We start from the raw sequence: 23,984 nt of genomic DNA on the forward strand, positions 1-23,984 counted from the left end.
CCTAGACCATTAATCCCCATCATAGGCTGATTTTTCGTTCATTTTGAATTGCACCAAGGTAATGACAAAAATGAAAATACCAAGAATCATGGCCATCGCAGAGGCATAACCCATTTGCAGGTTGCTAAATGCTTTCTGCCAGATGTAGAAGACGATGGATGCAGATGAATATTCAGGACCGCCGGTAGGCGTCATAATGTTCATTTCGGTGAAGATTTGGGAACCACCAATGATATTCGTAACAACGAGGAAAAAGGTAACTGGCTTCACCATCGGCCAGGTGATGTTGCGGAAAATCTGGAACCCGTTTGCTCCATCGAGCTCAGCTGCTTCGTAATATGTACGTGACACACTTTGCAGTGCAGCCAGATACAATAACATCGTATAACCTAGACCTTTCCATACCGTCATAATAATCAGGGCCGGTTTAACTGTATCTTTGTTTGCGAGCCAGTTAGGGCCTTCAATACCGAACAGATCCAGGAATTGGTTCACTAATCCGTAATCCCCGTTGTACGCCCAGTTCCACATGATGGACACCGCTGCGAGGGAAGAAATAACCGGAATATAATAGATTACACGGAACGTCGTTGTGCCGGGAATTTTACGATTCAGACCCATCGCCAGCAGCAATGCAAGCAACAAACCAATCGGGATACCCAGCATCAGATAAAAGGTGTTGAACATCGCTTTGTAAAACAGATCATCCGTGAGCAAATCCTTAAAATTGGCTAAACCAATAAAGTTCATCTGTCCCAAGCCATCCCAATCCGTAAACGAACCGTACAAGGAATATAGGAAAGGGAACAGGACAAAGATCAGCAAACCAAGAACCGGAGGCAAAATAAATAAATATCCGTACAGCCTCTCTTTGCGATACAAACTAGATTTTGTAATCACTGCGCTCACCCCTGTTTCTAATATCAGCATGTTGCATGAATCGATACACGCCTGCTTGCTTGATCAATTCATGCAACATACCCGTATGGAATCCAAAATGATGCCAGCAGCGTGATAGCAGGCTGCTGGCACCGCCTTTTTTTGAAAAACGGAATCTACTACTCTATCCATTTGGCTTAGGCTGCTTCTCTCTGAACCTAACTTCATTCTTATTTCATTCACATGATTTCAGCATGTTGCTAAATGTTTTATTTCTGAGATTTCTTCTCTTGTTCTACCGCTTTGTCTAACAGCTTTTGCATTTTGGGCTGCTGCTGCTTCACATATTCTGCGGCTGTAATCTTGCCATCCAGAACCGGTTGAATGTCGGTGAAGAACAGGTCATACCATTCTGCGTTGTACGTGTAGTTCCCTGGAAGAGAACGGCCATAATCTTCTACGATATCAATGAATTCCTGTTTGTTGGCTGGTTTTGTAGATGTATCCTTAGCCCATTCGTCAGCCATATCGAGCAAATTCGGGATCTGTACTTTGGCATCCACCAACTGCTGCATGCCTTCTTTGGAAGCTGTGAGGTAATTAACCAATGCTGCAGCTTCTTCTGGATATTTCGTTTTGGCCGATACACCGATACCGAGTGAACCGATCCACGTTGCGGATTTTCCGGTAGAGCCCGCAGGGAAAGGCAGCAGGTCATACTCGAAAGGCAGTTTCTCGAATGTACTCATATCCCATGGACCTACAGGGAAGAAAGCCATTTCCCCTTTCATCCAGCGTTGGTACGTATCCAATGTTTGCGCTTCCTCAATGGAAGGCGTGATTTTGTATTTGTTTTGCATGTCCGCAAAGAATTGCAGTGCTTCCGCGAATTTCGGATCATCAATGGTCACTTTTGTTTTCGTTTCATCCAGCCAGTCGGCGCCATTGCTCCATACAAAAGCTTGCAAGGCCCACTGTACGTTAAAGCCTGTACCAAATACGTCCGGTTTGCCGTCTCCATTCGTATCCTTGGTCGCTTGCTGGTTTACCTTAATGAACTCATCCCATGTATATGGCTTGTCCTTGTCAGGGAATGGAATGCCTTCTTTTTCAAATAAAGTTTTGTTATAACCGAGTGCAAACGGACCCAGATCTTTCGGCATGCCGTAGAGATCGCCCTGACCTGCCATTTTGCCATCATAGCGATACAGATCCACACCATATTTCCAGATGTTATCGAGATCTACATCCGCATTATTTTCAACGTAAGGTGTCAGATTCATCAACACATTGCTGTTCACATAGGCTTTCACATCGCCAGGGTTAAAATAGAATACGTCTGGCAAGCTGTTGCCTGTAATAGCAGCTCTCAATTTGGTTGCGTACTGATCCGCAGCTGTTACGATAATTTTGACTTTGACACCTGGATGCTCTTCTTCGAATTTCTTAACAACGGCTTGATATGCCTTCTGTTCATCTGTTCCGCCCCGGAACATAAACGTCAGTTCCTTGTCCCCGCTTGAACCGCTGCTGCCACCGCAGCCTGCAAACACGATTGCGCTTACAAGCATAAGAAGCATTATCGTAACCAAACTCTTTTTCTTTACCATCTGAACCCCTCCTGATCTGGATTTGTAACCGTATTCAAGTAGCTGGAAATAAGATTTCTGTTGTTAAATTTATCAAACCCAGATCACTTTAGTCAATACTTTATTAAAACATTTTATATTTATTTAAAATAAATTAGTATGTTGGCCATCCGCTGGAATCCCATAGCAAGTCGTTGATTAGCAATTTTGGATTGCCATTATCATCAGCATCATAGGCGTGGCGCGCAATCACATTACCGTTATACACATCCTGACCACCGGGTCCCTTCCACTTGACGTTCCCCGAGTCCAATATCGTTCCGCCGCCATTCAACATGCTCATACCGTTTTTGTCCACATAAGGACCTGTAATACTCGTTGAACGTCCATAGACCATTTTGTACGTGCTATTTACGCCCTGGCAGCAAGAATCAATCGAGGCAAACAAGTAATAATAGCCATTCCGATACACAATACTTGGAGCTTCAATGGCACCACCATTATTCGGACGCGCCGCAATGGAGGATATGCTTCCGGTCGGTTTCATTGTGTTTTTGTCGAGTTTCACAATCTTCAGACCGCTCCAGAAAGAACCGAAAGCTAGCCACGGGTTGCCTGAAGCATCGATGACCAGATTCGGATCAATAGCGTTATAATTGTTGGCGGTTGTGGTTTGAAGCACTAATCCCTCATCCTTCCACTGACCTGCTCCAATGCTGGTTGCAGACGCAAGCCCGATCGCAGATCTGTTGGAGCCAAAGGTAGAGATGGAATAATACAGCCACACTTTTCCGTTGTACTGCTCAACGTCAGGTGCCCATACATCCAGACCGCTCTGTCCCGGAACGGCAGAGGCCCACCAGGATGGCTTACTCAGGAAAATCTGTGGAACCCGATACCATGATGACCCGTTATCCGATTTCAGTACCTGAATACCAGGACCTGTTGAGAAGGTATACCATGAGTTTCCTTCTTTGATGATGGATGGATCGTGGACGGCAATATCTCCGCTCAGATTCCAAAATGCCGCGAATGCCCGGGACTGACCCGCCAATAGCAAAACAAGTACAAGTAGTGCAGGCAATGCCCAACGCTTCTTCCTGAATCTTGTCATTCCTTTGAACTTTTCCAAATCGAATTCCACCTCTCCTGATCAAATAGTTAATTTGGTTCATGAAGTATTAAATCAATTTAGGTATACTAGGATTATAAAAGCGGTTACATCACATTTCAATGGTATATTTCAAATATATATGAAATGATTCAAGTTATTTTTTAAAGTAAATATTCAACATTTTATGAATATTACGCTCATTTATGCTATGTATACACGGGATTTGGCTTCCTTTTCTCTGCCCTTCCCTTCCATCGGGTAATCATTTATAATTATCTAAAACAAACCATATAAATGTACAGAAGCCTGGAACTCAGAAGGGCTTTGTTCAGAACGTGGAAAGGAAAACCACCTATGATTTATATTAAAGATCTGATGTCTGGCGTTAATATTTTCAAAGCACTCAGTTCCGAAATCCGGATTCAGATTATTGAGTTGCTTGCCAAGAACCAGAGTCTTAACCTCAATGATCTCGCAACCAAACTGGGGCTCAGCAATGGCGCCATTACAATGCATATTAAGAAATTGGAAGAAAGCGGCCTGATTGAGATCAACACTGCGGTTGGCAAACATGGAATTCAGAAGATTTGTTATCTCAATGAGGAAAAACTAATGGTCGACCTGCGTTCACAGGAGATTTTTAACCGATACGAGGTTGAAATTCAGGTAGGTCATTATAGCGATTATCAGGCAGCTCCTACATGTGGTCTCGCCACCCGAGACAGCATCGTCGGTGAGTTCGATGATCCGCGCTACTTTGCTGACCCACTCCGTATTGATGCAGAGATGATTTGGCTGGCCGAAGGTTATCTGGAGTATCGTATTCCCAACTACCTTAAGCCTAATCAGACGTTCAGCGAAATCCAGTTATCCATGGAATTGGGTTCAGAAGCGCCAGGTTTTTGCGATAATTACCCTTCGGATATTTTTTTCTACGTCAACGGCATCGAGATTGGCTGTTGGACGAGTCCAGGCGATTTTGGCAATACCCGGGGTACGTTCAATCCAGACTGGTGGCCGCCGCATCTGAATCAATACGGGATGCTGAAGCTGATCCGCATCACTCAAGAGGGCAGCTATATTGATGGATGCCGCATCTCCGATGTTACTCTGGACCAGATTGGCCTTGATTACAAAAGCGATATCCACTTTCGGATTGCAGTAACGGACGAACCCGTGAATAAACGGGGATTGACGATCTTTGGCAAAAATTTCGGCAATTACGGGCAGAACCTGCTTGCGCGTGTACTTTATAATGTGCAAGAGGAATAGTTGAGTATAAACTGCGTTACACCTCAAAAATCAACAAACAGCCGCCCAGTTAAAAAACGGACGGCTGTTTTCATTTTCTGTTACTTCACTTCGTTCAGACGTTCCGCCAAACGGTCCCAGGTTTCCGTAATTCCCTGCAACATCCCCATATCCATGACGGTTTGCAATGCCTCTGCGGATACATACTCTGATCGATTAACGATCTTTGTCTTGCCCCCAAGATCAATGAATAGCATGGTTACTTCGGTTGTCGGCAGGTTCTCATCTGTGTTGCCTTCGGCGTCCGAGAAATAATCGATATAAACAATCCGTTCCGGCTCAACAATTTCCTTATACACACCTTTTCCCCAAGATTCCATACCGTAAAAATCTCCCTGGTTCTTATCCTCACATTTCATGCAGTAATGCCAAACACCGCCTGGTCGAAAATCCACATTACAGACAGGAATGGCCCACCCTCTCGGTCCCCACCAGTGCTGAAGATGTTCCGCTTCCTTGAACATGCTGAACACAAGCTCACGAGGTGCGTCAAATACACGCTCAAGTACAAGTACCTTTTCATTTTCCACACTCGACGCCATTCCGTTGTTTAACATTGTCATTCCTCCTTATGAGTTAGCGAATACCTATGGTTTGTCTTTCTTACTTTGCAGTTCACGCAAATAATGATCCAGATTGTCAAAACGGTCTTCCATGATATTCTGAAACGACTGCACCCACTCATCCAATGTTTGAAAAGGTTCTGGACGGAGCTTGTAAATCCTGCGGTTGGCCACGGCCTTTACATCCAAAATGCCATGATCACTGAGCACTTTCAAATGCTTCGAAGCTTGAGGTTGACGTAATCCCAGCTGTTCAGCAATTTCCCCCACAGTAAGAGGACCATCACGTAATAATTCGACGATATGCATACGATTCGGTTCAGCCAAAGCGCCCAGCAAGGCCATATCCATACCCGGATTGTGTCCTGACATGCTGTTCACCTCATTCAGTTAATGTGTATAGGTAGAATCTCATCTCCTTCACCAAAATGTTCTTCTTCCTGATATTCAAAGCATACCCCATAAGGAATATTCCTGTAAAGGAATATTATCAAAATAATTATAACTTTTATTAAATAATTCCGAATGATGTATACTACATCCCGATGGAAATACTGAACGTTCCAATCGATACGATTCAAAGTGTTAAACATCAGCCAGCATTATTCCAGATCAGATTGGATAAATTCATAACCAACACGAAGGAAAATAAAATGTACGGTCAGTGGCATGACAACGGACGGCTATTGGACTATTAAATTTTCCCTGAGACAGCAGACAGGACCTCCCTATAAGGAGGCCCTGTTTTGATGTTTCCAATATTAATGATTCTGCCTGTACGTTTTGGGAGACATGCCATACGCCTTTGTGAACTGCCGGGTAAAATAATTACTGTCGTTAAACCCGCATTCATAAGAAATTTCGGTAATGGACAGGTTCCCCTGTTTTAACAGATAACATGCCTTTTCCAGACGCAGCTTCTGTAAATATGAAATGGGCGTCATCTGATAATAGGATCGAAATATCCGGTTCAGATGCCTTATAGAAACATTCGACTTCCCTGCAATCTCATCTAAGGTCAGGGGTTCCAGATAATGATCCTCGATATAGGAAATGGCATTCGCCAGATGCATCAGATTAGTGCCCTCAATTCCCTTCTCCTGTGTCTCATAATGCCTCGACAAATAAACAACCATCTCCGTAAAACGGGAGATCAGCATCGTCTGATATCCTTGCTGCCTGTTTCTATACTCCTCAATCATGACAGTGATTAGCGATTCCACGTACTCCAGGTTGGGAATAGGCAAGGCCATTTTACTCGGATAGGAATGAATACTGCGATAAAATGGCTCCAAAACAAACAAAGCCTGAAACCCCTTGGATTTTCTCAGATCCGGTCCGGCAGAAGCAAGCATTTCCGGTCTGAACATAATATTGCATATCTGAAAATCATGAGGATCACTGTAGGCATGGGGAGTTGAACCATTAATCACAAATACATTGCCCTTCTTAACAAAAAATTCCTCCGTATTGACAACATGTGTCGCATTGCCATTCAGGACAATGACAAGTTCCGAAAAGTCCACATGCTTGTGAAGTTCGGTGTCTTCCTCATGTCCTCCATATTGAATATAGAACGGAAATTCCAGATCAGCTGTAAACCAATTCAAATAGGCGTTGCTCAACAGTTCGCCCTCCATGATTCATGTTGGGATGAATGTCTATATCATGCTACTCCATGACCGAAAAATCAAGGTTTGCCGATCATTGGTTCTCTATAATTCCTCATGTAGCGATGCAAAAACAGCACAAATCGAGGGGGTGTCATTAGTCGTGAAAACCCGATTATATGATTTATTTGTCGGGTGCAAAGGCTTTTTTTAAATCCACAATTGTAAACGCATTCAATACAATAACGGATATTATCAGGGGGGTTATTATGGTTCATTCGATGAGAAAGATTGTAAACTATTCCGTCGCACTCACACTTTCATTAAGTTTGCTGGCAGGGTGCAGTAGTAGCAATGAAAGCTCGGAAAGTAAAGAAGGAAATGCCAGTGATACTTCACCGATGACGTTGACATTCTTCGGAGCAGATTCCAACGCGAACTGGAATAAGATGCAGGATGATGTCGGCAAGGAGATTACCAAGCAGACAGGTATCACACTGGATGCCGAATTCGCAGTATCGGACCCCGCTCAGAGACTGGCACTGATTGCAGCAAGTGGTGATTACCCCGATCTGATCAGTCCCAAGGGGGATTTGGACAAATTGGTTGATGCAGGGGCAATGCTGGACCTTACTGATCTGATCGATCAACATGCCCCAAATATCAAGAAACTCTTCGGCGACCAAATCAAGCGTCTGCGCTACAGTAACGAAGATCCCTCCATCTATGTCATTCCTACGTATTCAGCCATTGACGGAATCAACTTCGTGGCTGGTGCAGGTTTTGAGCTCCAGCATCGTGCTGTGAAGGAGGCCGGGTATCCACAGATCAAGACACTGCAAGACTATGAAAATGTCATTCGATCCTATCTGGAGAAGCACCCTACCGATGAGAATGGCAACAAAAATATCGGAATGACATTAAACGCCGATGACTGGCACATTCAAATTACCGTAACAAACCCTGCAGCTGAAACCACTGGTAAATCTGGTGATGGAGAGTACTACATTGATCCGGAAACGCATGAAGCAACCTACCATTTCCGCACGGAAGGCGAGAAAGAGTATTTTCAGTGGCTTAACCACATGTATAATACCGGGTTGCTTGATCAGGAGTCTTTTGTTCAGAAAAACGACCAATATCTGGCCAAAGTCGCTTCTGGTCGCGTCATTGGTCTGATTGATGCAGACTGGGGCTACTCTGATGGAGAGAAGGCGCTGAAGGCGGCAGGCAAAAATGATCAAACCTATGGACATTATTCTGTCATGCTGTCTGACCAGTACAAGGACAACCGATATCAGTCTACTGGGTTCATGGCAGGCTGGGGAGTAGGCATAACTGAAAGCGCTGAAGATCCGGTCCGAGCCATTAAATTTCTGGATTTCCTTGTTTCTGAAGAAGGCCAAATCCTTAATTATTGGGGCGTAGAAGGTAAGCAATATACGATGGAGGACGGTAAGCGTGTTGTACCTGCGGAAGTGCAGCAGCGCATTATCAATGACAATATCGCCTTTAGCAGAGAATCCGGCGTAGGCCTTTACACCAATATGGGTGGTCATTACGGGGATGGCGTGAAAGACTCTACTGGCAATTATTATACCAAGAACTTCCCGGAACAGATTATTAAGAATTACACGGATGTAGATAAAGAGACTCTTAAAGCTTATGATGCAACGACCTGGATGGATCTGTTTCCGAATGAGAAGGATTTCCCGGTAAAACCATGGGGAGCAGTATGGAATATCTCTGTGCCAAGTGATGATGAAATCAACATTATAGCTAACAAGGTGAAGGATATTACATGGAAGCAGATTCCGCAGGCCGTCATGGCCAAACCGGAAGAATTCGATGCCATCTGGAATGACTATCAGCAGAAGCTTGTTGATGCAGGTGTCGAAAAAATGGAGCAGGGTTTCACCAAATATGTCCAGGATCGCGTTAAACTCTGGAATGAATAGGAGCACTACATGATGACGAACTACAGCAATCCCGTGATTCCGGGCTTCTATCCAGACCCCAGCATCTGTCGGGTAGACGAAGATTATTATCTCGTAACCAGCACATTTGAATATTTCCCGGGTGTTCCCATTTTCCACAGCAAAGATCTTGTGAATTGGCGCCAAATCGGCCATGTTCTCACTTCTGTCGAACAGCTTCCACTTGCTAAAGCAGGCAGCTCCGGGGGCATTTACGCACCGACACTACGCCACCATGATGGCTGGTTCTACATGACAACTACCAATGTAAGCGGAGGTGGCAACTTCTATGTACGAAGCAAGCAACCTGAAGGACCTTGGTCGAATCCTATTTTTGTTGCCCAGGACGGTATAGACCCCTCCCTATTCTTTAACGATGATGGTCGTATTTACTTTCAATCCGCCTGTAATGGCGATGAAGGCGAAGGGATCTATCAATGTGAGATCGACATCTTGACGGGTAACAAGCTGACAGAGAGCCAGTTCATCTGGAGGGGAACCGGCGGTGCCGCGCCTGAGGCCCCACACTTGTACAAAATAAATGACTATTATTATCTAATGATTGCCGAAGGGGGAACCGAATACGGGCATATGGAAACCATTGCGCGAAGCAAGGATCCATATGGGCCATTCCATCCCTGCCCTCACAATCCGATCCTGTCGAATCGCAGCATGAAAACCAGTATCCATGCCACCGGTCATGCGGACCTCGTTCAGGTGCAGGATGGAAGCTGGTGGGCGGTATGTCTGGGCTTCCGTCCGGCAGCCTACCCCATGAGGCATCACTTGGGACGCGAGACGTTTCTGGCACCCGTGAACTGGACGAGTGACGGATGGCCTATAATCGGTTATGAAGGACATATTGAGCCTGTCATGACCGGGCCGCAGCTGCCTGAAGTCCAATGGCCCCGCAAGGAAATCCGGGATGATTTCAATGTGTCCACACTTGGCCTGGACTGGATCTTCCTGCGGAATCCAGCTCCAGACAGTTGGTCACTCACAGAGCACCCGGGCCATCTTGTTCTGCGAGGAAACCCCGTATCTCTCAATGATGGTGGAAATCCCGCCTTTGTAGGTCGTCGCTTGAGCCATTTCTTATGCAGCATGGCTGCCAAACTGAGCTTTGAACCAACGCATGATGGCGACGAAGCGGGATTGACCGTCTATATGAATGAGAAATATCATTATGATCTGGCTATTACGCGGATTGATGGTCACAAAAAAATGATATTCCGACGAACGGTTGGTTCTTTAAGAACCGAAGTAATTCGGGATTGTGGAGCTGGACCTGCGATATTACAGATTCAGGCCCAACGTGATATGTTCACTTTCTCCGTACAGCAAGATTCAACAACTGACTCTGTCCTCGGCTCTGGCGAAACCCATCTGCTCTCTACTGAAGTGGCGGGCGGCTTCACAGGAGTCATCATTGCCATGTATGCCCACAATCCATCAGGAGAAGGTGCACCCAGCCTGTTCGATTGGTTTGATTATGAACCACTGGATTAAATAATGGTGTAACCTTCGAATTTAAATGTAAAAACTATAATATAACCTCTATTACAATCATCCCCTTCAAGTAGATACTCTTTAAAAAGCCTTGTGTGGTAACATAAGGAAAGGAGTGAACTTGAAGGGGATTTTGCTATGGCTAAATCCCTCGATCCGCTCAAGAAACGTTCTGCATGACTCCCCCTTAAATCTCAGAAAAGATTCATTGATTTATTAGAGAAGTTCTCCTAATATTTTTAGTAGGAACACCCAGCAGCTCGGCACCATGGTAATACTTCATTGTCTTTATGAGAGCGCTATCGCTGCAGCTCTAAAGAAAAACGGGAGGTTGCAGATATGAAATGGAATCACTTCAAGTCCAAGCTTCTGCTTAAGTACACGCTATCCTATATCTCCATTTTCCTTATCCCTCTTGTTATATTAACCATCATTATTTATCACAATGCTGTGGACACACTCCGTTCAGAGATCGAACAGACCAATGTCAATCAGTTGACCCAAGCCAAAACGGTCATTGATGACCGCATGAAGGAATTGCAGGATATCGCATTTCGTATCGCCTATGATGAGCAGCTAACCCGTTATTGGACACACCATCCCTATTATAGTCGGGAATCGATTAGTGCCTTGGTCAAATATAAAGCCACCAGTTCCATTATCGATGAGCTATTTCTGTTCTTCCGCGGAGATGATAGCATCTACTCGTCTCAGGGCTCTGAGAACCTGGATGTATTCACGGGCCGCTACAAATTTAATACATGGAACAAAACGGATATGATCCGGGATTTGAATAACGTTCAGTTTCCCACGATACGACCAGCTGAACAAGTCGTTCAAGGAACCAAAGTACCCAATTCCATGCTGGCCTACCTTGTACCGATTGCACCTAATAATACGCCCGCCCACGGCACTGTCATGTACCTGATTCACGAGTCCAATCTGACCGGATTGATTGATTCCATTCTCAGCGACTACCATGGGATGACTTATATTTTCGATAATTATGGGCAGGTGCTGGCCGCTAATTATAAAGGAGAAACCATTACCGAACAGGAAGTCAAATCTCTGTTTGAACTTGAGCCGGGAACACACAGCCTCTCCTTGAATCAAGAACCGCATTCGGTTGTATCCGTCAAATCAGACGCGGGCTGGACTTATGTAACCGCGATGCCAAGCAATCAATTTTTCAGCCGAATTGTCCATATTCGTACCTTTGTTGTTCTTGTTTTTTCCTTCATGGTGGTAATGGGTACCTTCCTCGCCATTATGTTGGCCCGAAGACAATACCATCCGATTTCAGACTTGATGGAGTTTATTCGTTTAAAAAATCATCCTGAACCTTCCGCATCCAGCAACGAGCTGGAATGGATCAAGAAAACGCTGCATGATTACAGCCAGCGTGTGGACCTTCAAGAGCCCTACGCTCGTAATCATATTCTGCTCATGTTACTGAAGCATGGTCATACCGGAGAGCTCCCCTCTGAGTTTACGGATAATCTCGGCATACGCTTTAACCGGTCCCATTATTTTGTCATGACTTTGGGATGGGAAATGCATGCTTTTCCCATCGTAGATCATCCTGAACAGCGTACTGTTATGCAGCTGATCAACGATATGGAACTGCCGGAGTTGTCGGCTTTTGCTTACGGCGTGGAGCTTCCACAGCCAGACCAAGTAGCCCTCATCGTCGGATTTGATGCCGAAGTCGGGCATGAATCCAGCTTGAATGCTCGTATGGAATCTATTGTTGAATCACTGCAATTAATGGTGACAGAGCACGTCGGAATCGCTCCCGCGATCGGGATCGGCAACAGCTATAATTCTCCATTACAGCTGAACCAATCCTATATCGAGGCATCAACCGCGCTGGAAGCGTCTATGCTGCACGGACAAGGCAGCAGTACCTTCTTCAACGCCCTTTCCGGCTCTAGTGAAGAGGATTCTTCCTTCTGGGTCCCTAAGGATGTGCTGCTGAAACTGGTTCAGAGCTTGAAACAGGGCAGTTACGATGTGGCGGTTCAGATGGTATCAACCGCGTTGAATACGCTGAAATCCGAAATGCCGTCTGTACCTCTGCTGCGCTGCATCTGCTTCGATATTCTGAATACGATGCTCAAAACGGCCTCGGAGCTTGGCATTCATCACGTGGTTAATCAGCTTCCAAGGATCACTTCCTACGACTCGTTGGAGGATTTGGAGAAAAAACTGACAGGACTTGCCGCCGAGATCTGTGCTCATGTCGAGGCGAAGAGCGAGACGGAAGAAAGCTCCCTGATGGATGAAATCGTTGCTTATATTGATGCCAATTTCTCGGATTATGACCTCAGCCTGGGTACGATTTCATCGAAATTCACGATCTCTTCATCGTATTTCAGCCGTTCCTTCAAAGAGAAGATCGGCATGAATTTCACCCAATATATCTGGCAGAAACGCATGGATGAGGTCATAAGGCTGCTGCTGCATACGACCGACCCGTTAAAAGATATCATCACGCGCGTCGGTTATCTGGACACACCGAACTTCATCCGCAAATTCAAGAAAGAGACGGGTTATACCCCAGGACAGTACCGCAAAATGCACCGTCCCAACGACTCCTCCGATTCCCCGGATGACGATGACGAGGAATGCCTTGGTTAATGGATGGATTCGTAAAATAAATATAAACCTCCCCCAACCTTTTGGTTAGGGGAGGTTTTGTATGTTTTCTACTCGTATAGACAATTCGATGCATCGGCATCCAGCTCTTTTCTTCTATTTCCCTACCGGAACATCTTGAAGCCCTTGATGTATTGCACCCAGCAGACGATGGGTCGGATCACAGCCGTATTCCCAGAACATAATGCCGGACAGTCCCTGATCCTTCACGTAATCGCATTTGTGCTGAATCGATTCTTCATCATCATACGATATTAAGCTCGACCCATTAAACAGAAACGGTGCACAGGCTTCCTCATCCCAATAACGGATATAACCATTCTTGTTGATGTACTTCGCTTCCAGTTCGGCAAATGCCGGACCGTAGCCGCCTGTGCTACCGGCCATTTGGTGAAGGCCGTGGTTTCGGTCAGGAACCTCAGTCCAGATCCGGGAGTAGAACGCAGCGCCGATAACAATCTTCTCCTTCGGAACACCGGCGCGGACGAACAGATTTACGGAAGCATCTGTACTAATTCGGAACAGATCACCGGTTGGTGTATACAGATTCGTATGATGTCCGGTCAGAACCTGAAAACCGCCGCGCATATCATAGGTCATCAACTGCACAAAATCCAGGTACTGCTGCACCTCAGCCATCTCTGTACCGTCGACGTAGTATTGATCAGCCCCTGCCGCAATGGTGAGCAGATAATGACGGCCATCCTCGGAGCCCTTGGCATCCAGCGTTTCCCGGATCGTTTTGAGAAGTAAGGTGAAATTCCGTTTATCATCAGGACTGGATGCGATACCGGCTTCACCGTAACAAGGATACTCCCAGTCCAGATCGATTCCGTCAAAAGGGTATTCCTCCAGCACCCTAACCGCTGATGCGGCCATACTGTCCCTTCCCGACTGGGTTGAGGCGGCTTCAGAGAAACCACCAGCGCTCCATCCGCCCACGGACAGCAGCACCGTTAGATTTGGATGCTCCCGCTTAATATTCCGGATAACCTCTCCGTTTTTTAAATGCTCGGTGGTGATTTCATCATTCTTGACATGACCAAAGGCTACATTCAGATGTGTCAACTTCAACAGATCCTCATCCGTCATGTCGGGAAGAACAGAATCGACGACATAACCAGCAGCAATATATTTCGTCATCCGCTTTCACTCCGATCCATTCCATGATTGAGATATCGCAGCAGCAATCTGCAGAGCTTCCTTGCCTGTACCAATCTTGTACCCTGAGGCCGAGTATCGGATTTGATCCTGATTATCCAACACGAACAGATGCGGATAGCCCGCTTCGTGAGCGGCAGGTTTCGAAATGAAACCGGACAAGGCCGCATAGCTTGAATCCCGTACAAAAATCGTACGTACCGGCAGCCTCGAATGAGCCCCAGAGTCAAAGGAGGCGTTCCATTCTGTATCTCCGATCACCAGCACGATAGGCACGCCCAGCTTATCCAACGGCTCAGCCAGCTCACACAGCTCACGAATCAGATGTTTGGTCGGTTCCCGTTCTGGTTCAATCCACGCGGCAATGGCCCCCTCTGATCCCAGAAGGTCCTTCAGCACCACCTCTGAACCATCCAGACGAGTCAGCTCATTGCCGGTTGACAGATTGCCCAGCACAGGGATGTCTACCACCGTCTCCCGATAAGTCAGTACTACCTCCGTGGTGTCTCCAGCCCGAACGGTGCAGTAAATGAAGCGGACTCTTACCGTTCCGTCTTTCAGACGGATGCCGGTCGTTAAGCGATAAGCTCCTGGTTCAACCTCAAATGGTTCGCTATAGATATCGGTGTGACCATATGGATAAATCAGCGTTTTGTACACGCCATCCTCCAGACGGGCCAACGAGAAATTCTCCGCATAGGATGCTAACGGCGCATCCTCCCGAGCCTCTGAATCCTTGAGAAGTTGCAGCATTCCCCAGCTTGAGCTCTCCTGATTTCGAGAAGAGGTGAGACTGAACACCGCATCCTCCCAGCCTTTGTCACTAAGATACTGCGGTTTCTGCTCGCTCGGATGCAATCGGGCCGGAATGCCCAAACTGCGGCACACCGCCACAAACAGAATATCGAGCGACTGTGAATCTCCCTTCATCAGACTGTACGTACCTATAGGGTTTCCCTTGCCTTTCAGGTTAGGAAGATCCTCATAATACGTATAGCTCTGTTCCAGATTGCATGCAAGCATCAAAGGATCTTTCCTGAACACCGCTGCTTCTTCCTCGGAATAAGCATTCTGGAATACGGATCGATAAGGCACCACCATTTCATAAGAGACCCTCGGGCACAGAATGTACTTCACAAACGTCTCTTCTGCCCATTGTCCTCGCTGCGAAAGAGAACCTATAAGATGATCGTCCAGTGTCGGCCGAAGAGTATCGATCAAGTCTTTTTCGTTCATCGACTCCAGCAACTGTAGTGGCCACTCACCAAATTCACCGGAACGTTCCTCTAGGAAAGCAGCGATTTCGCGGCTGTTGCCCCGTGCCTTCTGTAGAATATCCCGTACGCGCTCCGGAGGCAGTCCAGTTGTATGAGCCAATGCTAAGGCCTCTTCTTCACTCAGGAATGTATCCTCATATTCACTCCGAATCTTCGTGCCTTCCTCCAGGCGGCGGTTGTGTTCCCGAATCTTCTCTTCCGGTAACGAAGCCACTACTTCTCCCTCCCCTTCCGGAGGAGGAACCATATCAAAATCCACGATGCCTGATGGCTGCTCTGAAGAATCCAACAGCAGCTCAATATGATCGCCGTCCTGAGCTTTGAATAGCATTTCACCCCACTTGCCACCACTAACCGCACGAATCACTAGGTCGCCATGACCTGTCTTAAAGGAAGCAGCTCCTAGTGTATCCGTCTTGATTTCGGCGATCGGATAAAATTCAGCACTATTGTATAGCTCAAAGCGGACACTCGCTTCAGGTACGGGCGCACCCTGCTCATTTATCACCTTCACGCAGATGGTATGCGCAGGCGCATAGTTCTCCAGTAAATTGATCTCCGTATATCCCTTCTCGGAAAGTGTTATATCCTCCGGTCCCGGATAGTCGGCAAATATCCTCGTATTAATCAGCATGGCCCTGCGGGCTGGAGGACTGAACCACCCTTGATTCAATCCGGCTTCCGGCTCGCATGCCCCAATGTAATACCACTGGCCATCCGCCCAGGCTTCTACCCAAGCATGATTGCTGTCACAATGTGCCCAGCGTGGTGTGTAGACCTGACGGGCAGGTATGCCGATGCTGCGAAGAGCGGCTACCGCCAGCGTGGATTCTTCTCCACAACGGCCGCGGGCATTCCGAATCATCGTCAGTGGCGATATCGTTCGCAGATCGCTGCCAATATAAGTTGCTTTCTCATGACACCAGTAATTGGTCTCCAGAATGGCATCCGCCATGGATAACTCCGCTGTCCGGTCAGCCAACTCATCAAAGATAATGCCACGGAAGTCTTCAATATTCTCAGTATTGATTCGATAGGGGAGTACAAAATGCAGAAACAGATGATCCGGTACGCGTTCCCCCCAAGGCACACGCTTGCGAATGTCCAGTGCCCGACGCACATGACGGAGGAACAATTCCCCATCATAATCAGCCAGGTCGTTCACCGGCATGTAGGCATACACATATTTCAAAGCCCATGCCTCTTCTTCAGTTAATGGCTGCTGAAACACATGAAACAGTTTATCTTTGCGGGCATACGCAAAGTTTAACTTCTCCTGGAATTTCTGCTCGATCCGCTCCAAAGACTGTGCATCCATCGAGAACACCAAGGTTTGGCTGGTCATCGCTAGCTCACTCCTTCCACAGCTTTCCGTCTTCCCGAATACAGATTAAGGTAGTGCCGTCCGAGGAAGGCGTACTAATCTGGAATAGGCTACGGGTCGTTTCAATTACAGGCTGGCAAATTAATGTTTCCTCACCCATAAGTAACTTCACATCCTGTGTAAATTCACCATGGGCTTCAAAATAATTGCGTTCACGGTAGTAGAGTCTGCGTAGCTCCCATTTGATTCGTTCGTCTTCTGGCAGCTCAAAGGACTGATCCGTTCCGTCATCCGAAAATACGACATATCCCCATAGCTCCGGATAATGCATGTTGATAATACCCATGGGCGACCAGACCCAGTTGTCCTCCGGATAAGGTTTGCCTGTATCCGGATTCACCACCTTGCGGTACTCACCATCCTGCACCTCGGTCTGCCATTCCACCCGCGAGAAGTTGACACGCCAGAACTCACCCGGTGCAGGAGGACGGTTGCCTTCTGCACATTCCTTTAGGCTGGTCCAGGGAATCGCGACCTCGACGCTCCATTTTCGGTTATCGGCGCCAGGTGTGTTCAGCTCCCCATCGATATGTACGGCTGTCTTGAGACCGCTGATATCCCAACCGTTAACCGGAGGTCCACCATCCCGATATGGCTTCACCAATAACAGGTCCCATACCGTATTCAGCGCATTGATCTCGAACTCATAATATTGATGGGTATCCCCGTCGGGATCGATAAAAATCTCAAAATCATTGTCATAGAAAATAACAGAATCCCGCTCTGTCAACGTAGCCCAGATCTGATCTTCAATCAACTCGGCAGCAAAGTAGAAATAATCGTCATCCCACAGCATTTTTACCCGTGTCTGCTTTCCGGGCTTTGGACGAAGATCGCCTTCGATATCAACGAAATCATCCGTCCAATCGGCCGCATCCCAGAATGCCTTATCTACGCGACCGTCGAGCACCAGCGGTTCCAACGCACGCTTGCATATATAATGTTTGGGAGCATACTCAATCTTCGGCTCAGGTACTCCACTATGATTCATATCGCTCTCTCTCCCCTTCATGAGGGAGGGCATGCATCTATAAGTGCATGCCCTCCCGTAATGTTAGTTATGGGTAACAACGGCTCCTGAACCGCCGTACATTTCCAGTTCCTCGTCGAATTCGAGCTTAAGAACCGTCACCTGCTCATGTGTGTCCTCCGGGGTCATTTGGATCCACGTTGTCCCCGGGATATTGAACCAAGGCACGCCCCCATGAATCTCATGGTGAAGTTCTTTGCCCGAATGCAGCACAGTAATCTTCTTGATCTTATTGCATAGTCCCTTGATGCATACATTCTCTTTTGGATCGTCATAAACAAACAGATACAATGTCTTTCTGTCCTCGGATACGGTGCTTCCCCCCAAATAATAGCGAGGCATAATACCTTCACCCGTTCCGAAGACGGCCTCTTCATGGGTTCGGATCCAAGCTCCCAGTCCTAGCAGAATATCCTCCTGCCTCTTATCAATGGTGCCATCCTCGCGCGGACCGATATCCAGCAGCATATTGCCCCCCATTGAAATACAATCACAGAACATTCGAATGATCTGATTTAACGATTTGTATTTATGGTCTGTTGGTACATAGCCCCAGGATGTGTTGATCGTGGTGCAGAACTCCCATGGTCCCTCCGGTCTTGTAATCGGGATGCCTTGCTCTGGCGTTTTATAATCCCCATAACCTTGAAGGCGGGAGTTGATGATGACATCCGGGTTCAAAGATTGCAGGTAATGCTTGAACTCCGGCAGATTCCACTGCTCCGCACTTCGCTCCCAGTCCCCATCGAACCACAGCAGATCCACCTTACCGTAATTCGTCATGATCTCCCGCAGCTGGTGGTTATTGAACTCAAGGAATTTTTTCCATTTCTCCTGATCCTGAACACCATCCACAGGGCTTGAATGCCGATTGACACTGCTGAGATCCTCCGGTACCTTTCCACCTTCAAACACACTAGGATAATCCGGGTGCGACCAATCAATCAGCGAAAAGTACATCCCCAGATGTATGCCCTTCTCCCGAATTGCTTCCGCATATTCCCTCACGAGATCCCGATTCGCTGGTGTCTGCTTGACGACATTGAGGTCACTATACTGCGTATCCCACAGAGCAACACCATCATGATGCTTCGTTGTCAGTACGGCATATCGGGCTCCCGATTTCTCAATCAAATCCGCCCACTTCTCCGCATTAAACTTCGATGCCGTAAAGCCGTCCAGCTGCTTCATGTACTCTTCGTAGGAGATCCTTCCATTATAGAAGGACCACGATTCCGAAACCCCGTCCACAGCATAGATGCCATAGTGGATGAATATTCCCAGCTTGGCCTCTTCAAACCATTTCTGCATCCTTGTTCACACCTCTTTCTGGAATCCTTGTTCTTATTGGCCTGTGTTCCAGCGATCGTAGGCCCCTTGATACAGTTCAACGATACGGTCGCTGCCCATTTTTTTGATCTGTGCAATATACTTATCCCAGTTCTCAAGCGGCTCTTGGCCTGTTACGAACTTCGCTTCCATCTGCTTGACGTACGTATCCAGATCAGATAATAAAGCGGTCGCTTCGCTTTGCTCTTCATTTGTTAAATAAACGTTAGGGAATGGTGATTTTCCGATAGGCACCAACTTCTCTTGATTCTGCTGGTCAAGCCATTCATCAAATTCGGTTCGAAGACCTTTCGCTATATCCGGATCATTAATACCCGGTGTCAAAATGCCATAGTTCGGCGTAATTTTACCGCGATATTCCTCACGATCCCCGCCACCAGGAACAGGCAGCCACTCTTTTACGAGATTTTCCTTGTCTTTGAATTTCCACAGCAGACCTTCAGGACCTTGATTGAACAGGGTCGCCCCATCATAGCTGTACATATAATCGATCCAACGCATGGTTGCCTCAGGGGACGGGTTGCTGCTCGTAATAGCAAAGGTTCCACGTGCCGATATGCCTGGGTGTTTACCGTATACAGGTGAGTCTGCGATCTCACTCTTCACGGGTGTCATCAGCGGATGCTTCGTGCTAGGCTCGCCGCCGAGTGTGAAGTATGGATGGTAGTCGTTGAACAGCGCAAGCTTGTTGCTTTCGCCTTTTGCTTTTTTCTGATCGCCTGTTTGGGAGAAGGTCTCATGATCCAGCAAATCTTCTTTCCACAAGCGGTTCATGAACGTCAGATAACCTTTGTAACCTTCTTCTTGATAAGGATAGTGAACTTTTCCGTCCTTATCCGCGTAGATTCCTTCGTTGTACATCCCCCAGAATCCGAAGAAGTACATACGAAGATCGTCCAGTTTTACAGAAGTAAGCGGAATTTCATCTTGTTGACCGTTGCCGTTAGGGTCTTCTTCCTTAACACGCTTCAGGTACGTATATAATTCCTCCGTAGTCTTAGGCTCCTCTACATTAAGTGCTTTTAGGAATTCCCCGTTATACCACATCGGGCCTCTGTACCACACGGCAGCCGTATCAATAAATGGCAGTGCATACATATGTCCGTCAGGCGTTGTAAATGATTTGCGAACATCCGGGTTTTCGTCGAGAATCTTCTTAATATTCGGGGCATAACCCTCATCAATGTATTTTTCCAGTGGGATCAGAATGCCTTGAGTTCCATAAGTAACCTGCTCAGCTGGCTTGAGATCCGCAGCATAGAACATATCCGGTAAATCGCCACTTGCGAATACCAGGTTCTTCTTGGTTTCAAAGCTGTCGATCGGCGAAAGTTGATACTCCAGCTTGATGCCTGACAATTTCTCCATCTCTTGCAGGACTGGCATCGTGTTCCAGTCGGCTACCCCCGCATCCTGGGACATGACCTTTAATGTAAGTGGTTTGTCCACAATCGGGAATCCTTCTTTTTTGACCCCTTCGACAGTTGAAGTCGCAGAACCTCCATCTTCATTGGAACCACAAGCTGCAAGCAATGCTGCGGATAGGGTGAGGCAGAGTACAATGGATGAAGCCTTGCGAAGCTTTTTCATGACAACAACTCCCCTTTTTTAGTGTGGATTATGGTTTAAGATCATCCCTTGACGGAACCGATCATAACACCCTGCACAAAGTAACGCTGAAGGAATGGATAAATCGCAATCACAGGTAAGGTTGAAACAATAATGACGGCATATTTGACCAACGCAGCAATTTCCGCTTTGGAATTCATCGCCGTTGCTGAAGAGGTATCGATCGCTCCCCCGCCCTGTGCTGCCATCTCCTGAAGTACCAGGATTTGGCGAAGAAAGAGCTGCAGCGGATACTTCGAGGAATCGTTTAAATAGATCATGGCACTGAAATAGCTGTTCCAGTGTCCGACCCCGTAGAAGAGCGCCATTACAGCAATGATCGGCATGGAGAGCGGAAGCACAATTCGGATGAATAACCGGGTGTTTGTACATCCGTCGATATGGGCCGCTTCCTGCAGCTCCTTGGGAATAGTCGATTGGAAAAACGTACGGCATACGATAATATTCCAGATGGATGCAGCTCCTGGCAGAATAAGCGCCCACATGCTGTTCACCATACCAAGATCCTTAACCAGCAAGTAACTCGGGACAAGCCCTCCGCTGAAAAACATCGTTACCATAAACATGGCCATGAAGAATCCACGTCCCACAAAATCAGAACGGCTGAGCGCGTAGGCTGCCGGAAGAGTGACCATCAGGTTGACGAGTGTACCTACGACGGTATAGATGATCGTATTTTTGTACCCAATCCAGATGTTGGTGTTCTCAAAGACGCGGGCATACCCTTCAAACGTAATTCCTTTGGGTAGCAGCCACATCTCGCCGGAGCTTACAAATTTGGGATCACTGATTGAGGCGCTAATGATGTATAACAGCGGGTAAAGCACAATGATGAGTGCTATCGTCAGATAGATGTAGTTGCACCATAAGAACACTTTATCGCTTCTGCTTTCCTTAACCGCGGTTGACATGTGTTTTCCCCTCCTTTTACCACAAGCTGTTTTCACTGGTGCGACGTGCAATTTGGTTCACCGTAATCAGCAAAATCGCATTAACGACCGAGTTGAACAATCCTACAGCTGTGGAGAAACTGTACTGTGCATCGACCAGACCGGACCGATAGACAAATGTCGAGATGACATCGGATGAACCCATGTTCAACGGATTTTGCAGCAGCAAGATTTTCTCGAATCCCACGCCCAAAATACTGCCCATATTCAGAATTAACAAAATGGTGATCGTAGGGATGATCGCTGGAATGTTAATATGCAGAATTCGTTTAAACCGGCTCGCACCATCCACCACGGCAGCTTCATGCAATTGCGGATCCACACCTGAGAGGGCTGCAAGATATATAATGGTACCCCAGCCTGCACTCTGCCAGACTCCTGAGAGTACGTACACCGTCTTGAACCACGCAGGGTCCGTCAGAAATTGAGGGGCCTGAAATCCAAGAGCCTCCACCAAATTGACAATCATGCCTGACGAAGGCGACAAGAAGGTAATAATCATACCCGACATGACAACGACCGAAATAAAATGCGGTGCATACGTGACCGTCTGTACGGTACGTTTGAAGAAGGAGTCCTTTACTTCATTGAAGGCTAACGCCAGAATGATCGGCAGCGGAAAACCTATAGCCAGCTCATACAAGCTGATACTGAGGGTATTCCATAACAAATCCCAGAAATAATACGAATTAAAGAAGCGGATAAAATGATCGAACCCAACCCACGGGCTTCCCGTAACACCAAGCGTCGGGATAAAGTTTTTGAATGCAATTTGTATGCCGTACATCGGCCCGTAATGAAAAATCAGAAAGTATAGAAATGCTGGCGCGATAAACAGATACAACTCCCAGTTTCGAATCATCCTTCTCCATAATTTATTTTTCTTGCGGTTCGGAATCGTGTATACCGATAGGTTTTGCGACAAGGCGGACTTCCCTTCTGGCTGCATCAGTTGTTTCCTCCTTTTCTAAATGAAAATCCGTCCGTTTTGTAAGAAGAGCGAAACACTCCTGTTCAAATGTAAGGAATGAGTCCCGGACCACATTTCTATCATGCGAGGCCCTTGTTTCCCTCACAATTTGGTAACGCTTACATACTGAGTTTATGAATCATTTTCGAATCCGTAAATATGCTATTTCGATCCTCACTCTTAAAAACACGGAAAGTACTGTTACAACGGGGGTTTACACTTATGGTCCCAGCTTGTCATTGTCATTTTGGAGAAGTAAAACATGTGGAATTTGACCCATTTCCCTCTTGAAATTGTCGTTCGGAGTAGCTTCGCATAATCTTTAGAGATGTCAGATCTGAATAAAAGTTGAGCAACAGACCTTAAAGTCAAAACCCACATATGTTTAGGAAAAAGGTATTCGATGTATGCAGGTCGCATTCTGGATTCACATCGGTCGTACAGGTCGCAAGGTCTTAGCAAGTTTAGCGCATCGCCATCTTGAATGTAATAGAAGTTTCTCTTCATTGCTGCTGTGTTTCGACCTCCTCCTCATGCATTGGTCCTTGCAATGTCTTTCCGGTCTGCTCTCGTAATGGGCGAGGCGTGCCTTTTTTTCTCTTGATGCTTAGAAAAGTAATAAGGATAGATTTAATTCAAACATATTAATGTAATATTATCTACCATACATTTACCACCTGCATCAAGCTCCCTTATGGCTTGGCTTTATTCTATGAGTTTCTTCCCGTCTCGGTAAATATGTCGTTTTTATCCTTGACTACAATGTGCATAAACGTAGATAAACACTGGATATATCCAGTCATATATGTTGATTTTGCACATGACATGGGGAGCTGGAATGAATGATAATTTCCGAATCAGGCCAAAAAAAAGCAGCTCCGTTAACACGAAGCGGCTTTATCGCCTATATAGATATTGATTTAGATCTTATAAACGACAATTCTAATGTCATTTAACATTACATATTTTAGCTTAATTCCATTTTTTAAATTATTTTGAGTTATAAAACATAACACAAACAAAT

17 protein-coding genes and 1 pseudogene are annotated in these 23,984 nt (G+C 46.5%); 5 read left to right on the plus strand and 13 right to left on the minus strand.

Features of this window, described 5'->3' with window-relative positions:
- Nucleotides 1-9 precede the first annotated feature (9 nt).
- From HW560_RS32295 to HW560_RS32305, 3 genes are all read right to left on the minus strand, one after another.
- Nucleotides 10-900 carry a carbohydrate ABC transporter permease gene (locus HW560_RS32295; RefSeq protein WP_062324023.1) on the minus strand — a complete coding sequence of 297 codons (891 nt, stop codon included), beginning with the start codon at nt 898-900 and terminating at the stop codon, nt 10-12.
- Nucleotides 901-1,148: 248 nt separating this feature from the next.
- Entirely contained in the window at nt 1,149-2,489 is a 1,341-nt protein-coding gene (locus tag HW560_RS32300) for an ABC transporter substrate-binding protein (protein WP_090894106.1), read from the minus strand.
- Between the two features lie 133 nt (nt 2,490-2,622).
- On the minus strand, nt 2,623-3,582 hold the full coding sequence (locus HW560_RS32305; protein WP_177185777.1) for an arabinan endo-1,5-alpha-L-arabinosidase AbnA: 960 nt from the start codon (nt 3,580-3,582) through the stop codon (nt 2,623-2,625).
- Between the two features lie 354 nt (nt 3,583-3,936).
- Between HW560_RS32305 and HW560_RS32310 the strand changes: the two genes are divergently transcribed.
- Nucleotides 3,937-4,854: an ArsR/SmtB family transcription factor gene (locus HW560_RS32310; RefSeq protein ID WP_090894102.1), complete on the plus strand. Its 918-nt coding sequence runs from the start codon at nt 3,937-3,939 to the stop codon at nt 4,852-4,854.
- Nucleotides 4,855-4,934: 80 nt separating this feature from the next.
- Here the strand turns inward: HW560_RS32310 and HW560_RS32315 are convergent, their stop codons facing one another.
- Together HW560_RS32315 and HW560_RS32320 are read right to left on the minus strand one after the other, a co-directional pair.
- On the minus strand, nt 4,935-5,450 hold the full coding sequence (locus tag HW560_RS32315; protein WP_090894100.1) for an SRPBCC domain-containing protein: 516 nt from the start codon (nt 5,448-5,450) through the stop codon (nt 4,935-4,937).
- 30 nt (nt 5,451-5,480) lie between these two features.
- Nucleotides 5,481-5,828 (minus strand): ArsR/SmtB family transcription factor, encoded by a 348-nt coding sequence (locus tag HW560_RS32320; RefSeq protein WP_074093855.1) that lies wholly within the window; start codon nt 5,826-5,828, stop codon nt 5,481-5,483.
- Nucleotides 5,829-6,016: 188 nt separating this feature from the next.
- On the opposite strand from HW560_RS32320, the pseudogene HW560_RS34170 reads away from it, so the two are divergent.
- A pseudogene (locus tag HW560_RS34170) lies at nt 6,017-6,154 on the plus strand (thymidylate synthase); the annotation flags it as partial.
- A 63-nt stretch (nt 6,155-6,217) separates the two neighbouring features.
- On the opposite strand, the gene HW560_RS32325 reads toward HW560_RS34170, so the two are convergent.
- Complete coding sequence (locus HW560_RS32325; protein ID WP_179265589.1) at nt 6,218-7,081, minus strand: helix-turn-helix domain-containing protein; 864 nt, start codon at nt 7,079-7,081, stop codon at nt 6,218-6,220.
- Nucleotides 7,082-7,335: 254 nt separating this feature from the next.
- On the opposite strand from HW560_RS32325, the gene HW560_RS32330 reads away from it, so the two are divergent.
- The 3 genes from HW560_RS32330 (at nt 7,336) to HW560_RS32340 (ending at nt 13,191) form a co-directional block, all read left to right on the plus strand.
- A complete protein-coding gene (locus HW560_RS32330) occupies nt 7,336-9,024 on the plus strand; it encodes an ABC transporter substrate-binding protein (RefSeq protein ID WP_179265590.1) in 1,689 nt (562 codons plus the stop codon).
- Nucleotides 9,025-9,033: 9 nt separating this feature from the next.
- Entirely contained in the window at nt 9,034-10,551 is a 1,518-nt protein-coding gene (locus HW560_RS32335; protein ID WP_179265591.1) for a glycoside hydrolase family 43 protein, read from the plus strand.
- Between the two features lie 339 nt (nt 10,552-10,890).
- Entirely contained in the window at nt 10,891-13,191 is a 2,301-nt protein-coding gene (locus HW560_RS32340; protein WP_179265592.1) for a helix-turn-helix domain-containing protein, read from the plus strand.
- Between the two features lie 114 nt (nt 13,192-13,305).
- Here the strand turns inward: HW560_RS32340 and HW560_RS32345 are convergent, their stop codons facing one another.
- The 7 genes from HW560_RS32345 to HW560_RS32375 form a co-directional block, all read right to left on the minus strand.
- Entirely contained in the window at nt 13,306-14,352 is a 1,047-nt protein-coding gene (locus HW560_RS32345) for a glycoside hydrolase family 18 protein (protein WP_179265593.1), read from the minus strand.
- 6 nt (nt 14,353-14,358) lie between these two features.
- Nucleotides 14,359-16,992, minus strand: a complete 2,634-nt coding sequence (locus tag HW560_RS32350; RefSeq protein WP_179265594.1) for a transglutaminase domain-containing protein — start codon at nt 16,990-16,992, stop codon at nt 14,359-14,361.
- A gap of 7 nt (nt 16,993-16,999) precedes the next feature.
- Nucleotides 17,000-18,022, minus strand: coding sequence for a carbohydrate-binding family 9-like protein (locus tag HW560_RS32355; RefSeq protein ID WP_179265595.1), 1,023 nt, complete (start codon nt 18,020-18,022; stop codon nt 17,000-17,002).
- Nucleotides 18,023-18,085: 63 nt separating this feature from the next.
- The gene (locus HW560_RS32360; RefSeq protein WP_179265596.1) at nt 18,086-19,372 is read right to left on the minus strand and encodes an alpha-L-fucosidase; all 1,287 of its coding nucleotides are present in this window, start codon (nt 19,370-19,372) and stop codon (nt 18,086-18,088) included.
- Between the two features lie 33 nt (nt 19,373-19,405).
- Nucleotides 19,406-21,001: an extracellular solute-binding protein gene (locus HW560_RS32365; protein ID WP_109997973.1), complete on the minus strand. Its 1,596-nt coding sequence runs from the start codon at nt 20,999-21,001 to the stop codon at nt 19,406-19,408.
- A 41-nt stretch (nt 21,002-21,042) separates the two neighbouring features.
- Nucleotides 21,043-21,951: a carbohydrate ABC transporter permease gene (locus HW560_RS32370; protein ID WP_179265597.1), complete on the minus strand. Its 909-nt coding sequence runs from the start codon at nt 21,949-21,951 to the stop codon at nt 21,043-21,045.
- A gap of 16 nt (nt 21,952-21,967) precedes the next feature.
- The gene (locus tag HW560_RS32375; protein ID WP_063564588.1) at nt 21,968-22,939 is read right to left on the minus strand and encodes an ABC transporter permease; all 972 of its coding nucleotides are present in this window, start codon (nt 22,937-22,939) and stop codon (nt 21,968-21,970) included.
- Nucleotides 22,940-23,984: the final 1,045 nt, after the last annotated feature.

It is taken from the genome of Paenibacillus sp. E222 (assembly GCF_013401555.1).
Lineage (GTDB): Bacteria > Bacillota > Bacilli > Paenibacillales > Paenibacillaceae > Paenibacillus.

Excerpts from the sequence above, each read along its gene's own strand:
- HW560_RS32375 (WP_063564588.1), bottom strand. The coding sequence starts at position 22,939 with ATGCAGCCAGAAGGGAAGTCCGCCTTGTCGCAAAACCTATCGGTATAC.
- HW560_RS32300 (WP_090894106.1), bottom strand. The coding sequence starts at position 2,489 with ATGGTAAAGAAAAAGAGTTTGGTTACGATAATGCTTCTTATGCTTGTA.
- HW560_RS32365 (WP_109997973.1), bottom strand. The coding sequence starts at position 21,001 with ATGAAAAAGCTTCGCAAGGCTTCATCCATTGTACTCTGCCTCACCCTA.
- HW560_RS32350 (WP_179265594.1), bottom strand. The coding sequence starts at position 16,992 with ATGACCAGCCAAACCTTGGTGTTCTCGATGGATGCACAGTCTTTGGAG.
- HW560_RS32340 (WP_179265592.1), top strand. The coding sequence starts at position 10,891 with ATGAAATGGAATCACTTCAAGTCCAAGCTTCTGCTTAAGTACACGCTA.
- HW560_RS32360 (WP_179265596.1), bottom strand. The coding sequence starts at position 19,372 with ATGCAGAAATGGTTTGAAGAGGCCAAGCTGGGAATATTCATCCACTAT.
- HW560_RS32330 (WP_179265590.1), top strand. The coding sequence starts at position 7,336 with ATGGTTCATTCGATGAGAAAGATTGTAAACTATTCCGTCGCACTCACA.
- HW560_RS32310 (WP_090894102.1), top strand. The coding sequence starts at position 3,937 with ATGATTTATATTAAAGATCTGATGTCTGGCGTTAATATTTTCAAAGCA.
- HW560_RS32315 (WP_090894100.1), bottom strand. The coding sequence starts at position 5,450 with ATGTTAAACAACGGAATGGCGTCGAGTGTGGAAAATGAAAAGGTACTT.
- HW560_RS32305 (WP_177185777.1), bottom strand. The coding sequence starts at position 3,582 with ATGACAAGATTCAGGAAGAAGCGTTGGGCATTGCCTGCACTACTTGTA.
- HW560_RS32345 (WP_179265593.1), bottom strand. The coding sequence starts at position 14,352 with ATGACGAAATATATTGCTGCTGGTTATGTCGTCGATTCTGTTCTTCCC.
- HW560_RS32335 (WP_179265591.1), top strand. The coding sequence starts at position 9,034 with ATGATGACGAACTACAGCAATCCCGTGATTCCGGGCTTCTATCCAGAC.
- HW560_RS32355 (WP_179265595.1), bottom strand. The coding sequence starts at position 18,022 with ATGAATCATAGTGGAGTACCTGAGCCGAAGATTGAGTATGCTCCCAAA.
- HW560_RS32320 (WP_074093855.1), bottom strand. The coding sequence starts at position 5,828 with ATGTCAGGACACAATCCGGGTATGGATATGGCCTTGCTGGGCGCTTTG.
- HW560_RS32370 (WP_179265597.1), bottom strand. The coding sequence starts at position 21,951 with ATGTCAACCGCGGTTAAGGAAAGCAGAAGCGATAAAGTGTTCTTATGG.